We start from the raw sequence: 13,250 nt of genomic DNA, 5'->3' as shown, positions 1-13,250 counted from the left end.
GCTTTTTTCTCTTATGTAACTAGCTGTTTTTTATTGTATTTAAAAACTTAGCTTTACCCTTTGTTGCTAGTTTGCAACACAAAACCCCCCAAAATTTATCAAAAATAGCCAAGTGCTCTTTTAACCAGTTGAAATTAATGAGTTTTTAAAACTTGGCATTCAAGTTGTAATAGTCTGGCTGTACTGAACAATAACGTGATTTAAAGTAAAACACTTAATCGCACACATATACTTGAAGGAATTATATTATGAAAAGCATTAATAAAACTTTAGCACTTATCGCCCTTGCTTCATCATCAGCGGCATTTGCAGCAACCGATTTTGATACGTTAGATGTAGATGGCAGCGGCACGATTAGCAAATCAGAGGCATCAATTGATGCAAAACTGATGAGCATGTTCTCAGAATTAGATACTGACCAAGATGGTGAGCTATCAAAAGAAGAATTTTCAGAAGCTTAAAGTGTGGTAACAATCCTGAGTTGCCAATGACAACCTAAGTAGGCAAGGGAGCTTACGAAAAAGGATTACAAGGATTGCGTACACCACGTAGTGAATTTAACTAATTTGTTTATATTGAAGGATTAAATTATGAAGCATTTAAATAAAGCACTCGCATTTATGGCTATTGCCTCTTCTTCTGCTGCATTTGCAGGGACTGATTTTGACACGCTAGATGTAGATGGCAATGGCGCTATTAGCCAAGCTGAAGCATCGGTTGATGCGGATTTAATGGCTGAGTTTGTTGAGCTTGATACCGATGGAAATGGTGAGCTTTCAAAGCAAGAGTTCTCTAAATACTAGGGTGTGATGATCTTTGCCAATTGAGGCAGGACAGCGCATGTTCACTTAGCAAAGAGTCATTTTCTCTAATCCAATGTGCATTAAAACTTAGTAATGCACATTGGCAAAAGCACTTTTTAGTTAATTTTTAAACCCATGGATCTTAGAAAAGGATTTCCTCTTAATTAGGACACAACTATGAAAACATTAAATACAGCACTTGCCGTTATTGTATTAGCTTCTTCATCAGCGGCGTATGCTGCAGTCGACTTTGCCTCGTTTGATGCCGATGGTGATGGTGCAATTTCAAAGCAAGAAGCGCAGGTAAATTCACAGCTAGTGAAGATTTTTGACCAGCTAGATACTGATGGTAATGGTGAAATTTCTGAGCAAGAGTTTTCAAAAGTACAGTAATTAGTAAGCTGCTAAGCAGGGTTGCCTAGCATTAAAAAAAACATACTCCACTAAAGCCGCCTTAGTCAGCGGCTTTTTTGTGTTTAACTATAAAAATATAGCGCTAACTTGGAATAGCTTTTCTACTACGTTGATATGCTTTTTATCGATTAAAAACATAATAACGTGATCACCAGACATAATAACGGTGTCGTCGTGGGCAATCAGTACGTCGTCATTACGTACAATAGCACCAATCGTTGTACCTGCAGGTAGCTTGATATCAGCAATCGCACGGCCAACTACTTTTGATGTGTTTTCATCGCCATGGGCAACGGCTTCAATGGCCTCTGCCGCGCCTTTACGTAACGAGTACACATTAACAATATCGCCACGGCGTACGTGTGTAAGTAGCGCCGAAATAGTTGCTTGTTGTGGTGATATAGCAATATCTATTTCACCCCCTTGCACTAAATCTACATACGCACCACGCTGAATAAGCACCATGGTTTTTTGTGCGCCCATGCGCTTTGCAAGCATGGCCGACATTATATTTGCTTCATCGTCGTTGGTTACGGCAATAAACACATCAACTTGCTCTATGTGCTCTTCAGATAGTAGTTCTTGGTCTGAAGCGTCTCCACAAAACACGACGGTGTTATCTAGCATTTCAGAGAGTTGCTCAGCACGCTCTTTACTGCGCTCTAGTAACTTAACGCTGTGGTTTTTTTCCAGTGAGCGAGCAAGGCCTGCACCAATGTTACCACCACCGGCTATCATAATTTTTTTGTAAGAACGCTCAAGCTTTTGTAGCTCGTTCATAACCGCACGAATATGCTTAGTGGCAGCAATGAAAAATACTTCATCGTCCGCTTCTATTACCGTGGTGCCCAGTGGCTTTATAGCTTTACCTTGGCGATAAATTGCTGCTACACGGGTTTCTACATTCGGAATATGCTCTTTTAAAGCAGAAAGCGCATAACCCACTAATAAGCCACCGTAGTAAGCTTTTACAGCCACAAGAGAGAGCATGCCATCGGCAAATTGCAGCACTTGCAACGCGCCTGGGTAATCTATTAAACGGCGAATATATTTGGTAACAAGTGCTTCGGGGGCAATATAGTGATCAACCGGGAGGTCATCGTTATGAAATAGCTTTTCGCGGTATTTTAAATATTGCTCTGATCGGATACGGGCTATTTTAGTTGGCGTATTAAAAATACTATACGCGACTTGGCAGGCCACCATATTGACTTCATCTGAGCTGGTTACCGCAATAATCATGTCGGCGTCTTCTGCACCTGCACGTCTGAGCACATCTGGGTGTGCACTGTGCCCCGTGACCCCTTGTAAGTCGTACTTATCTTGTAGCTCTCGTAAGCGGTTGCCGTCTATATCAACAACGGTTATTTCGTTTTGTTCGCCAACTAAGTTTTCAGCAAGCGTACCACCGACTTGTCCGGCACCGAGTATGATTATTTTCATTATTTACCCGAATTACTGTTTAATTAAAAAAATAGCCATTTACTGTTTAATAAATGGCTATTGAGTGTACGGCTATTAGGCTTTTTTAACTAGCTTAGCGTAATAAAATCCGTCGCTTTCACCTGGTAGTAATTGTAAACCAGGGTTGGTAACTGTGTCGTTGTCGTGCAGTGGTATATGCTCAACGTCACTATTATTAGCTAAAAATTTAGCGACTTGCTGTTGGTTCTCTTGCGGCAGTACCGAACAGGTTGCGTATATCATTGTGCCGCCTGGTTTAAGTAGCGGCCAAATGCTATTGAGTATATCGCTTTGTAGTGTGGCTAAGTCTTCAATGTCTGATGCGCGGCGAAGCCATTTTATATCTGGGTGGCGGCGTATAACACCGGTTGCCGAACAAGGGACATCTAATAAAATGCGGTCAAACTGTTGCTCATCCCACCATGTGTGTGGCTGCGAAGCGTCTGCACATTGTAGGTCTGCGCCTAAACCGATACGGGTTAAATTTTGTTTAACACGTTCTAGGCGAGTGGCGTCACTATCAAGTGCTAATACTTCTGCATCAGCAAGCTCTAATATATGACATGTTTTACCGCCAGGTGCTGCACAGGCATCTAAAATGTATTCATCAGCTTGAGGTGCTAAAAAGCGTGCGGCTAATTGTGCTGCGGCGTCTTGAACTGAGCAGGCGCCCACATCAAATTCTGGCAACGAAAATACATCACGCGGCTTAGCTAGTTTAATACCATCAACAAACTCAGGGTTTAACGTGTGCTCTATATCGTTAGCCGTTAACATTTCGCTGTATTGTTGCGTGCTGTATTGGGCTTGATTGACACGTAACCACATAGGGGCTTGTTGTTGGTTTTCTTCAAGAAGCGCTTCCCAGTTGTCTGGGTAGGCAGCTTGCACTTGTTTAATAAACCAATTTGGATGGTTATATAAACACACTGGTATTTGCTTGGCTTTTTCTTCAAGCTCGCTTTGTTGGCGCTGAAAGCTACGCAAAATAGCGTTGATTAAGCCTTTTAAGCCTAATGCACGCATTTGGCCAAGGGCATTAACGGTTTCAGAAATGGCGGCATGCGGTGGCACGCGCATATGCTGCAGCTGATAGATACCGACATACAACAAAAACTGAAAAATACGACGCTTACCTTTAAGTGGCTGTTCTACTAAATGTTGGCAGTAGTTTTCAAGGCTAGGTAGGTAGCGCAACACGCCGTAACAAATTTGCTGTAATAGCGCTTTGTCTTTAGGGGGCAGCCCTTGGCTGGCAAATGGTAGCTCTTGATTTAGCGAAGCGCCTTTATCAACCACGTTATATAAAGTTTCAGCGGCAAGCGCACGTACGTTTTGAACATTACTCATTATTTTCGCCTAATACGGTGCCAGGAGTTACCCAGTCACTGCGACCGTTTAAAAAGTCGCTAATTGCCATTGGTTTTTTACCTTGGGGTTGCAGCTGTGTAATACTTAATGCTTGCTTGCCACACGCCACTACAATGCCGTTTTTATCGCTTGATAAAACAACGCCCGCAGGGCCTGTTTGCTCAACGACTGAGGCTTGGTAAATTTTTACGCTGTGCTCACCCATTTGAGTAAAACACACTGGCCATGGATTAAATGCACGGATATTACGCTCAATTTGTACGGCATCCATCGTCCAATCAATATTTGCTTCCTCTTTTGAAAGCTTTTTAGCGTAATTTGCCAGCTCGTTGTTTTGCGGCTCTGCTATAAGCTCGCCATTGGCTAACTTATTAATGGTTTGAACAAGTGCTCCGGGACCAAGTTCAGCCAGTTTAGTGTATAAACTGGCACTGGTTTCATCCGCAGCAATAGGGCAGCGGCTAATGTGCAGCATGTCGCCGGTATCAAGCCCTTCATCCATTTGCATTATGGTTACGCCGGTATCTTCATCGCCAGCCCAAATTGCGCGCTGTATAGGCGCAGCACCGCGCCAGCGCGGTAAAATAGAGCCATGCACATTTAAGCACCCTAAGCGTGGCGCCTCTAAAATGGCCTTTGGTAAAATTAAGCCATAAGCCACCACAATCATGATATCGGCATTTAAGCTTTTAAGCTCAGTGAGTGCGTCTTCATTTTTTAATGATTGTGGCTGAAAAACAGGTAGTTCATGTTCAAGCGCAAGCGCTTTTACTTCACTGGCTTTTAACTTTTTACCACGCCCAGCAGGGCGGTCTGGTTGGCTGTAAACTCCAACAATTTGGTGTTCGCTTTGAATTAACGCTTGTAGGTGACGAGCGGCAAAGTCCGGCGTACCGGCAAATATAATGCGTAGTGGTTTTGTCACTGAGTTTTCCTAAGGTGCTTATTACTTCGCGGCAAATTTAGCTTCTTTTTCAAGCTTTTTGCGAATACGTTGACGCTTTAATGGCGATAGGTAATCAATAAATAGTTTACCTTGTAAGTGATCTAGTTCGTGTTGAATACAAATAGCTAATAGCTCATCTGCATCTAGTACAAATTCTTCACCATTTTCGTTAAGAGCAGCAACGGTTACGGTTTCAGCACGGTCTACTTTTGCGTAAGAGTTAGGCACTGATAAACAGCCTTCTTCGCTAATTGTTGCACCATCTTTTTTAATAATTTGTGGGTTAATTAAAACCAGTGGTTCGTCGCGTTCTTCTGATACGTCGATCACCACAATACGTTGATGAATATCAACCTGTGTAGCAGCTAGCCCAATGCCGTTTTCATCGTACATTGTCTCTAGCATGTCTTTTACAATTTGGCGAACGTTGTCATCAACCTGTACAACTTCTTTTGCTACCGTACGTAAACGCTCATCTGGAAATCTTAAAACTTCTAACCTAGCCATAGTTACCTTTTTACACTTGTGCTTAATTTAGGGTATTGTATGCTCTTATTTTAGCCATTCGCGTTCCCCTTTAACAGGTTTTGGTCAATAATAATGAAAAAACAATACAAGGAAGCCCAATGAAATCTCAATTGGCTGCAATTATGTTTGCACTAAGTACTGCTTTTCCCGCAGTCGCTGATGTTTTACAAATAAAAAAAGATGCTCCAAAACAATATGTTGTAAAAAAAGGCGATACCCTTTGGGATATTTCCGGCATTTATTTAGAAGAACCATGGCTGTGGCCAGAGTTGTGGCAAATGAACCCGCAAATAGATAACCCACATCTAATTTACCCAGGCGATGCACTCGCGTTAGTGTACGACGCCGACGGTAACCCGCGTTTGGTGATTAATAAAGCGTACAGAAAATTATCGCCGCAAGGGCGTATTACACCAAAAGGTAATAACGCCATCACCACTTTGCCACTTGAAATAATTAAACCTTATTTAAGTTATGAGCAAGCAATTAACAGCGATGACATAGATGATAAGCCGTATATTTTAGGGGCAAACGAAAATACTAAAACGCAAACTCTCGGGCATATTTTATACGTTAAGGGCGATTTAAAAGTACATAAAGCGTATGCTATTTATCACAAAGGCGAACCTTACATAGATACACAAACCGGTGAAGAGCTAGCTACTCGCGCTACTTATGTCGGTATGGCTCGTGCATTTAGAACGGGCGATGAACGCAATGGCGTACCATCGTCTTTACGGGTTGAGTCAGTTAAACAAGAAATACAACAAGGCGATTTTTTACTCCCTGCTATGCAAGGGCAAATGTTACCAGCGTACTTTAATATGCATCGTCCTAAGCAAAGTGTATCAGGCAGTGTTATTGACTCTCCGCGCCAAGTAAGAGAATTCAGCACAATGGATGTAGTGGTGCTAAACTTAGGTGCTGAGCAACAAATTGAAGTTGGTCATATCCTCGATTTAGAACGCCAATCACCCACCGTTATTGATGGCCCTCGAGGACCGCGTTATCCAGAGGATTCGAGCAAATTTGAAAAGCTTTTATCTGATGCAGGTGAATTATTTGGCAGCGAGCCAGATGAAGACACCACAACATGGACAATGCCACACGAAAAAGTGGGTGAATTAATTGTATTTAAAGTGTATGACAAAGTGAGTTATGCATTAATAACAAAAAATCAGCACCCAATTCGCGTTGGAGATAGTGTAGTAATTCATTAAGTTGTAGCGAGTCGGTGCTCTAGGAGAGAGCATGGATCAGTCATCTGGCAAGCTAGCCCACTGGCTTGCCTTTTATATGTGTAAAGGCTTAGGTATTAAAACACTGTTAGCCTTATCACATACTCACCCCCTCGAATCATTATTTGATTTAAACCAAAGTGAATTACAACAGCTTGGCCTTACCCAAAACCAAGCCTGCAACTTACTCAATACCAATTGGCAGCAAGTAAACCATTACGAGCAACAAATACAGCAGCTTAATATTACAGTGGTGTGTATTTTTGATGCGCTATACCCAAACGAACTAAAACACATAGCCAGTGCCCCTTTACTGTTATTTTGTAAAGGTGATATATCGCTGTTATCTAGTCCGCAAGTGGCCATTGTTGGTAGTAGAAACGCGACCCCTACGGGGCTCGAAATAGCCTCAGAGCTTGCTTATCAGCTTACTTTAGCCGGTATTACTGTTACCTCGGGCATGGCGCGGGGAATTGATGGTGCCGCACACAAAGGCGCATTGGCCAATAATGGCAAAACAATTGGTGTATTAGGGACTGGGGTTGATATTTACTACCCCAAACGCCATAAATTATTAACAGACCAAGTATTAGAGCATGGCTTATTAATAAGCGAGTTTTTACCGGGTACCGCTGCTAATGCGCATAACTTTCCCCGCAGAAACCGTATTATATCTGGTCTGTCTTTAGGCGTGGTTATTGTAGAGGCCGAAATTAAAAGCGGTTCATTGATCACGGTACGTTACGCTATTGAACAAAATAAAGAAGTGTTTGCAGTACCAGGCTCTATTAAAAACCCATTATCGCAAGCGAGTCACTTTTTAATAAAGCAGGGCGCTAAGTTAGTCGAAAATGTAACAGATATTTTAGATGAGGTGAGCTTTTCTTATCAAAGCGGTCTATATAATAAAGAGGAGCCTGTAAACAAACAGTCACAGTGTGAGGTGTTAAATAGTATAGGGTATGAGGTAACCAGTGTTGATGAAATTGTACGTCGCGCCAAGTGGCCAATTGATAAAGTGCTGGCAAGGTTGCTCGATTTAGAGTTAGACGACGAAATAGAGCGAGTGTTAGACGGGTATATAAAGCTAAGCACAGGAAGGTAATATGTTTGATATTCTCATGTATCTTTTTGAAAACTACATTCACAGTGAAGCCGATATTTATATTGAAGAAAACGAGCTTACCGATGAATTACTTCGCGCGGGCTTTAATAAGACCGAAATTTATAAAGCGTTAAACTGGCTTGAACAATTGGCCGATTTACAACGCAGCGACGAGTCGCCTTATTTAATTACAAAGCCTCACCAAGCAATGCGCATTTTTACCGATAGCGAATGCAAAATGTTAAACGTTGAATGCCGTGGCTTTTTGATGTTTTTAGAGCAAATAAGGGTCGTTAACAGTGTAACCCGTGAAATGGTTATGGACCGCCTTGCCGCATTAGATAAACCTTATATTTCGCTCGACGACTTAAAGTGGGTGGTGCTTATGGTGTTATTTAACGTACCTGGCTCAGAAGAGGCTTACGAGCAAATGGAAGACCTTATATTTGACGAACCCACCGAACTTCTACATTAAAATTGTATGCCAAACCACTTAAACATATATGCACAGCTTGTATCTTTAAGTGGTTTGGGTATATTAGGCGAAAATTCAGCAACCCGTTAGGAACCTCATGAGTAAAATCGACCATTCGCTTTTCTCGGCGGATAAACACGCCTTAGAAAAAGAATACGAAGTCTGCCCACAATGTGGTTCTGAATTAGTGATCCGTAACTCTAAAACAGGTCCGTTTTTGGGTTGTGCTAGTTACCCTAAATGCGACTTTATTCGTCCATTAGCGCATCACGACAGCAACGAAATAAAGGTTCTTGAAGATTCAGCCTGCCCACAGTGCACAAAACCGCTGGTGGTTAAAAACGGCCGTTATGGCATGTTTATTGGCTGTACAGGGTACCCTGAGTGTCATTATATCGCCCACGATGACGAACCTAATAATAACGATGATGAATTACCTGGGTGTCCTAAATGCAAAAAAGGGCAGCTAGTTGCACGCAGCAATAAATTTGGTAAAACGTTTTACTCATGCGATTGTTACCCAAGCTGTAAATATACTTTAAATAACAAACCCATAGCCAAGCCATGTCCTAAGTGCGATTGGCCGCTTGTTATTGAGAAAAAAATGGCCAATGGTACTGTGCTACAGTGCCCACAAAAAAGTTGCCTGCATAAACTTACCACTACTGATTAATATAAATTTCTGGAGCATATTTTGTCAGACCTTTCTACATCGCCTACGGCTATATCTTGCTTAGAGCAAGGTGAAGTTATTTTATATCCTACTGAAGCTGTCTATGGTTTAGGGTGTGATCCAGATAATCAGCAAGCTGTTGAGAAGTTGCTAGAAATAAAACAGCGTCCCGTTGAAAAGGGCCTTATTTTAATCGCCGATAACTACGGCCAGTTATTAAAGTATGTTGACGATGTAAAGCTGCCAATGGACAAACGCGCTGATATTTTCTCTAGTTGGCCCGGTGCTATTACCTGGGTAATGCCTGCAGCTAAAAATACGCCTAAATGGTTAACAGGGCAGTTTGATACGATTGCAGTACGGGTTACTGATCATCCAAGTGTTAAGCGCTTATGCCAGCAATTAGGCAAGCCTCTTGTCTCCACTAGTGCTAATTTAACCGGACAGCCAACCGTAACAAGTATTGAACAAGCCAAGCAGCAATTTGCAGATAAGGTAGGCTGTTACATTGATGAGCCCTTAGGGGGCAACACGCAGCCAAGCACAATTAAAGATGCCATGACCGGCAAAGTATTTAGAGGTTAATATGCAAAGCGAATTATTAGAACAAGTAAAAGCGTATTTTATGGCTTTGCAAGACACCATTTGCCAAGGCTTAGAGCAGGCCGATGGCAGTGCAAAATTTGTAGAAGATAGCTGGCAACGTGCCGAAGGCGGTGGCGGACGTACGCGTGTTACCACCAACGGTAATGTAATAGAGCAAGGCGGCGTTAACTACTCGCATGTGTTTGGTGCATCTATGCCGGGCTCTGCGACCGCTCATAGACCAGAGCTTGCAGGGCGAAGCTTTCATGCATGTGGCGTTTCATTAGTTATTCATCCAAAAAACCCACATGTTCCTACAAGTCATGCCAATGTACGCTTTTTTATAGCTGAAAAAGAAGGCGAAGAGCCTATTTGGTGGTTTGGCGGAGGGTTTGACTTAACGCCTTTTTACCCCGTTTTTGAAGATGTACAGCATTGGCACCAAGTCGCACACGACATTTGTGCACCATTTGGTGAACAAGTGTATCCAAAATACAAAACGTGGTGTGATGAATATTTTTACCTAAAACATCGCGACGAAACACGCGGTGTAGGCGGCTTATTTTTTGATGACTTAAACGAGCTAGGGTTTGAGCAGAGCTTTGCATTTATGCAATCGGTTGGTAATGGCTTTTTAGATGCGTACTTGCCTATTATTGAGCGTCGTAAAAATGACGAATACACGCAACAGCAGCGCGACTTTCAATTGTATCGCCGCGGTCGTTACGTAGAATTTAACCTTGTGTGGGATAGAGGTACTCTATTTGGCTTACAAAGCGGTGGGCGCACAGAGTCTATATTAATGTCGATGCCGCCACTGGCGCGTTGGGAATACAATTATAAGCCCGCGCCCGACAGCGCAGAGGCTAATTTGTATCAATACTATTTACGTCCACAAGAGTGGCTAAGCACTAAACCCACTGACTTGATAGCCAGAGAGTGGCAGTTATAAATATTAAATTAAGGTAGGGGCTGTTTAATCCGCAAAGGTCAATAAACCCTAATAAAAGGCGCTTAACAGCGCCTTTTTGCTAAGCAGTTACAATTAGTGCTCATTAATCATATGGGTGGCAAGTTGTCCAAAAGACTGCTTTAACCCTTCGCGCAGTAGGGGGTTGTCTACTTCTATATCGAGGGTTTTATTCATGCAATACATCCACTGATCGCGCAGGTCTTTATTTATAGTAAAAGGCATATGGCGTTTGCGCAGCATAGGTTGGCCATGTTTTTCAGTAAATAGGTTAGGGCCGCCTAACCAACCTGATAAAAACTCAAAAAATACTTGGCGAATTCTATCTAATGGCAGAGGATGCATATCATATAATGGTTTGGCGTATTCATCGCTGGCCATTATGTCGTAGAATCTATTAGCAATAGCACGGGTACCTGCTTCTCCACCAATAATTTCATACGGTGTTTTCTCAGGAGTGGGCGCTGGTTGCTCAGGAGCTGGTTTAGATTTTGAAAAAAGTCGTTTAATCATATTACTTATCATCGTTAATAGGCAGTGTACAACTGCAAAGAGGTTGCTTTAAAATGGACAAATATGCGGTTTTTGGAAATCCAATCAAACATTCAAAATCCCCCGCGATACATAAACAATTTGCTGTATCTTTGGGTGAGCAAATCGACTACCGCGCAATATTAGCACCTATCGATCACTTTGAAAAAACAGTAACCACCTTTTTTGAGCAAGGCGGGATAGGTGCCAACGTTACTATGCCATTTAAAGAGCAAGCGTATGCCATGGCTGATGAACTCACCCCACTTGCTAAAATTGTTGGTGCAGTTAATACACTTAAAAAACGCGATGATGGCACTTTGTTAGGCGATAACACCGATGGCGTGGGCTTTGTTAATGATTTACTTGCCAATGAAGTGACAATTACCAATAAGCGTATTTTAATTATTGGTGCTGGTGGCGCAGCAAGAGGGGTAATACTACCGCTACTTGAGCATAACCCAGCTGAAATAACGATTGTTAATCGCACGGCAAAAAAAGCGCAAGACTTAGCGCAACTATTTGCTGAATATGGCAAGGTAACAGGCTATGGGTTTGATACATTACCAGTAAGCAATTACTCACTTATCGTAAATTCTACCTCTAGCAGTATGAACAACGAGTTACCAGCACTTGACGAAAAACACCTAAGCCAGTGCGCGGTGGCATACGATATGTTTTATTCCCAGCAAAATACCGTATTTATGAACTGGGTTGCAGAGCATAATAACCACGCTAAGCTGTTAGATGGCAGTGGTATGTTGGTAGGCCAAGCCGCACAGGCATATTATGTATGGCGTAATAAAATGCCCGCTATACTTCCTGTTGTTAAAGCACTAAAACAAGGCATGCTTAAATGAATCAAGCCATACAGTTTATAGATAGACTCGAGTTTAGAGAACCTTCCCACCAACTAGTCTTTTTTGCACAAGTAACAGGGATGCTGGTGGAGTGTATTATAGATTTACGAAAGCTAGGGCTTCAAGATGAAAGCCATGCAACGCAGCATTTTGATAAATACCGATTTGATTACGAAGGATGTGCCGAGCAACTTATAGAAGATGAAAGTTATAACTCGGCAGGGCAGATAGAAGTGAATCTAGTTGATTTCTGCTAAATACTCGTCTTTTAATTGCACATAGTTATCTGCCGATACTTTTAAAAAGGCAAGCTCTTGCTCTGTTAATGGGCGGGCTTGCTTTACTGGACTACCAACATATAAATAACCAGACTCCAATCGTTTATTTGGCGGTACTAATGACCCCCCACCAATAATAACGTCGTCCTCTACTATTACATTATCCATTACAATAGCGCCCATACCGACAAGTATACGATTTCCAAGCGTACATCCATGCAGCATCACCTTGTGTCCTACTGTCACATCATCACCAATAATAAGTGGGTAACCATCTGGGTTACTTTTAGTCGCGCGTGATAAATGAAGAACACTACCGTCTTGTATATTTGTACGTTCACCAATACGTATATAGTTAACATCTCCTCGCGCTGCCACTAAAGGCCATACGCTACAGTGGTCACCAATCGTAATATCTCCTACCAAAACAGACGACTCATCAACATAAACAGACGAATTAAAAGAGGGAGTCACACCTTTATAAGAACGAATAGCCATATATATACCTTTTAAATACCAGTTATAGTCGCTTGAGTGTAACAGCAACACTTAAATATAGGCCAGAAAAGGCCTTTTTTGATTATAAAACTACCAGTTATAGAGGGTTTAGTTTACATATTGACCGAACAGTGCTTTTTTTTGGTTTTTCTTTAAAAAAGTGCTTGCGTAAAAATCTGTTCTCCCTATAATGCGACCCCACTGAGACGGGGAACGCCAACGCATAGCGAGGCAAGAGCTGCTCACAGAGTTAAGTAAAACTTTGGTTTTAAATCTTCTAAAAAGAAAGTTTAAAATTAAGTGTTGACTCGAAAAATAAAGGATGTATTATACGCATCCCTAGCGACAACGTCGCAACGTTCTTTAACAATATAAAGCAATCATCTGTGTGGGCACTCGTACAGATTGAGTTCTAACAGCCAAGCTACTTAGGTAGTGAGGCAAACAAATTTAGAGTCTCAATTGAAACTGAGTGACCAACAGCAATAACTTACTTAGGTTTTACTTAAGA

General features: G+C 42.0%; 17 protein-coding genes. 11 read left to right on the top strand and 6 right to left on the bottom strand.

Features of this window, described 5'->3' with window-relative positions; translation table 11 throughout:
- Positions 1 to 248: 248 nt before the first annotated feature.
- The 3 genes from MSC25_RS18975 to MSC25_RS18965 all read left to right on the top strand — a co-directional run bounded on the left by MSC25_RS18975 (position 249) and on the right by MSC25_RS18965 (position 1,196).
- The gene (locus MSC25_RS18975; RefSeq protein WP_004588043.1) at positions 249 to 461 is read left to right on the top strand and encodes an EF-hand domain-containing protein; all 213 of its coding nucleotides are present in this window, start codon (positions 249 to 251) and stop codon (positions 459 to 461) included.
- Between the two features lie 129 nt (positions 462 to 590).
- Positions 591 to 803: a calmodulin-like protein gene (locus MSC25_RS18970; protein ID WP_004588042.1), complete on the top strand. Its 213-nt coding sequence runs from the start codon at positions 591 to 593 to the stop codon at positions 801 to 803.
- Positions 804 to 980: 177 nt separating this feature from the next.
- Entirely contained in the window at positions 981 to 1,196 is a 216-nt protein-coding gene (locus MSC25_RS18965; RefSeq protein ID WP_004588041.1) for an EF-hand domain-containing protein, read from the top strand.
- Positions 1,197 to 1,283: 87 nt separating this feature from the next.
- Here MSC25_RS18965 and trkA read toward each other — a convergent pair whose 3' ends face one another.
- From trkA to def, 4 genes are all read right to left on the bottom strand, one after another.
- On the bottom strand, positions 1,284 to 2,660 hold the full coding sequence (trkA, locus tag MSC25_RS18960; protein WP_004588040.1) for a Trk system potassium transporter TrkA: 1,377 nt from the start codon (positions 2,658 to 2,660) through the stop codon (positions 1,284 to 1,286).
- A gap of 75 nt (positions 2,661 to 2,735) precedes the next feature.
- Positions 2,736 to 4,031 (bottom strand): 16S rRNA (cytosine(967)-C(5))-methyltransferase RsmB, encoded by a 1,296-nt coding sequence (rsmB, locus tag MSC25_RS18955; protein WP_004588039.1) that lies wholly within the window; start codon positions 4,029 to 4,031, stop codon positions 2,736 to 2,738.
- Positions 4,024 to 4,977, bottom strand: a complete 954-nt coding sequence (gene fmt / locus MSC25_RS18950; RefSeq protein ID WP_248444330.1) for a methionyl-tRNA formyltransferase — start codon at positions 4,975 to 4,977, stop codon at positions 4,024 to 4,026. The genes rsmB and fmt overlap by 8 nt, the downstream gene beginning before the upstream one ends.
- Positions 4,978 to 4,998: 21 nt before the next feature.
- Entirely contained in the window at positions 4,999 to 5,505 is a 507-nt protein-coding gene (def, locus tag MSC25_RS18945) for a peptide deformylase (RefSeq protein ID WP_248444328.1), read from the bottom strand.
- Between the two features lie 119 nt (positions 5,506 to 5,624).
- Between def and MSC25_RS18940 the strand changes: the two genes are divergently transcribed.
- The 6 genes from MSC25_RS18940 to hemF all read left to right on the top strand — a co-directional run bounded on the left by MSC25_RS18940 (position 5,625) and on the right by hemF (position 10,554).
- A complete protein-coding gene (locus tag MSC25_RS18940) occupies positions 5,625 to 6,746 on the top strand; it encodes a LysM peptidoglycan-binding domain-containing protein (protein WP_248444326.1) in 1,122 nt (373 codons plus the stop codon).
- Between the two features lie 31 nt (positions 6,747 to 6,777).
- The gene (gene dprA / locus MSC25_RS18935) at positions 6,778 to 7,869 is read left to right on the top strand and encodes a DNA-processing protein DprA (RefSeq protein WP_004588035.1); all 1,092 of its coding nucleotides are present in this window, start codon (positions 6,778 to 6,780) and stop codon (positions 7,867 to 7,869) included.
- Between the two features lies 1 nt (position 7,870).
- Entirely contained in the window at positions 7,871 to 8,344 is a 474-nt protein-coding gene (locus tag MSC25_RS18930) for a DUF494 family protein (protein ID WP_029773004.1), read from the top strand.
- 97 nt (positions 8,345 to 8,441) lie between these two features.
- Positions 8,442 to 9,017 carry a type I DNA topoisomerase gene (locus tag MSC25_RS18925; protein ID WP_004588033.1) on the top strand — a complete coding sequence of 192 codons (576 nt, stop codon included), beginning with the start codon at positions 8,442 to 8,444 and terminating at the stop codon, positions 9,015 to 9,017.
- 21 nt (positions 9,018 to 9,038) lie between these two features.
- A complete protein-coding gene (locus MSC25_RS18920) occupies positions 9,039 to 9,602 on the top strand; it encodes an L-threonylcarbamoyladenylate synthase (RefSeq protein ID WP_248444324.1) in 564 nt (187 codons plus the stop codon).
- Between the two features lies 1 nt (position 9,603).
- The gene (hemF, locus tag MSC25_RS18915; RefSeq protein ID WP_054983830.1) at positions 9,604 to 10,554 is read left to right on the top strand and encodes an oxygen-dependent coproporphyrinogen oxidase; all 951 of its coding nucleotides are present in this window, start codon (positions 9,604 to 9,606) and stop codon (positions 10,552 to 10,554) included.
- Between the two features lie 93 nt (positions 10,555 to 10,647).
- On the opposite strand, the gene MSC25_RS18910 is transcribed toward hemF, so the two are convergent.
- The gene (locus MSC25_RS18910) at positions 10,648 to 11,085 is read right to left on the bottom strand and encodes a group II truncated hemoglobin (RefSeq protein ID WP_029773006.1); all 438 of its coding nucleotides are present in this window, start codon (positions 11,083 to 11,085) and stop codon (positions 10,648 to 10,650) included.
- A 53-nt stretch (positions 11,086 to 11,138) separates the two neighbouring features.
- Between MSC25_RS18910 and aroE the strand changes: the two genes are divergently transcribed.
- Together aroE and MSC25_RS18900 are read left to right on the top strand one after the other, a co-directional pair.
- Positions 11,139 to 11,963: a shikimate dehydrogenase gene (gene aroE, locus MSC25_RS18905; RefSeq protein ID WP_126005383.1), complete on the top strand. Its 825-nt coding sequence runs from the start codon at positions 11,139 to 11,141 to the stop codon at positions 11,961 to 11,963.
- Positions 11,960 to 12,220, top strand: a complete 261-nt coding sequence (locus MSC25_RS18900) for a DUF1488 domain-containing protein (protein WP_248444322.1) — start codon at positions 11,960 to 11,962, stop codon at positions 12,218 to 12,220. Before aroE ends, MSC25_RS18900 begins: the two co-directional genes overlap by 4 nt.
- Here the strand turns inward: MSC25_RS18900 and MSC25_RS18895 are convergent.
- Positions 12,203 to 12,739: a gamma carbonic anhydrase family protein gene (locus MSC25_RS18895; protein WP_029773008.1), complete on the bottom strand. Its 537-nt coding sequence runs from the start codon at positions 12,737 to 12,739 to the stop codon at positions 12,203 to 12,205. The genes MSC25_RS18900 and MSC25_RS18895 overlap by 18 nt on opposite strands.
- Between the last annotated feature and the right edge of the window lie 511 nt (positions 12,740 to 13,250).

This window comes from Pseudoalteromonas sp. 1CM17D (assembly GCF_023161805.1).
GTDB lineage: Bacteria > Pseudomonadota > Gammaproteobacteria > Enterobacterales > Alteromonadaceae > Pseudoalteromonas > Pseudoalteromonas atlantica.
Note: the sequence above shows the minus strand (reverse complement) of the source record. Positions and strands in the feature narration are given on the sequence as shown.

What these genes read in the sequence shown, in the direction of transcription:
- MSC25_RS18975 (WP_004588043.1), top strand. Translation starts at nt 249, where the DNA reads ATGAAAAGCATTAATAAAACTTTAGCACTTATCGCCCTTGCTTCATCA.
- MSC25_RS18910 (WP_029773006.1), bottom strand. Translation starts at nt 11,085, where the DNA reads ATGATTAAACGACTTTTTTCAAAATCTAAACCAGCTCCTGAGCAACCA.
- dprA (WP_004588035.1), top strand. Translation starts at nt 6,778, where the DNA reads ATGGATCAGTCATCTGGCAAGCTAGCCCACTGGCTTGCCTTTTATATG.
- MSC25_RS18900 (WP_248444322.1), top strand. Translation starts at nt 11,960, where the DNA reads ATGAATCAAGCCATACAGTTTATAGATAGACTCGAGTTTAGAGAACCT.
- MSC25_RS18925 (WP_004588033.1), top strand. Translation starts at nt 8,442, where the DNA reads ATGAGTAAAATCGACCATTCGCTTTTCTCGGCGGATAAACACGCCTTA.
- MSC25_RS18940 (WP_248444326.1), top strand. Translation starts at nt 5,625, where the DNA reads ATGAAATCTCAATTGGCTGCAATTATGTTTGCACTAAGTACTGCTTTT.
- hemF (WP_054983830.1), top strand. Translation starts at nt 9,604, where the DNA reads ATGCAAAGCGAATTATTAGAACAAGTAAAAGCGTATTTTATGGCTTTG.
- MSC25_RS18970 (WP_004588042.1), top strand. Translation starts at nt 591, where the DNA reads ATGAAGCATTTAAATAAAGCACTCGCATTTATGGCTATTGCCTCTTCT.
- trkA (WP_004588040.1), bottom strand. Translation starts at nt 2,660, where the DNA reads ATGAAAATAATCATACTCGGTGCCGGACAAGTCGGTGGTACGCTTGCT.
- def (WP_248444328.1), bottom strand. Translation starts at nt 5,505, where the DNA reads ATGGCTAGGTTAGAAGTTTTAAGATTTCCAGATGAGCGTTTACGTACG.
- MSC25_RS18895 (WP_029773008.1), bottom strand. Translation starts at nt 12,739, where the DNA reads ATGGCTATTCGTTCTTATAAAGGTGTGACTCCCTCTTTTAATTCGTCT.
- MSC25_RS18965 (WP_004588041.1), top strand. Translation starts at nt 981, where the DNA reads ATGAAAACATTAAATACAGCACTTGCCGTTATTGTATTAGCTTCTTCA.
- aroE (WP_126005383.1), top strand. Translation starts at nt 11,139, where the DNA reads ATGGACAAATATGCGGTTTTTGGAAATCCAATCAAACATTCAAAATCC.
- rsmB (WP_004588039.1), bottom strand. Translation starts at nt 4,031, where the DNA reads ATGAGTAATGTTCAAAACGTACGTGCGCTTGCCGCTGAAACTTTATAT.
- MSC25_RS18930 (WP_029773004.1), top strand. Translation starts at nt 7,871, where the DNA reads ATGTTTGATATTCTCATGTATCTTTTTGAAAACTACATTCACAGTGAA.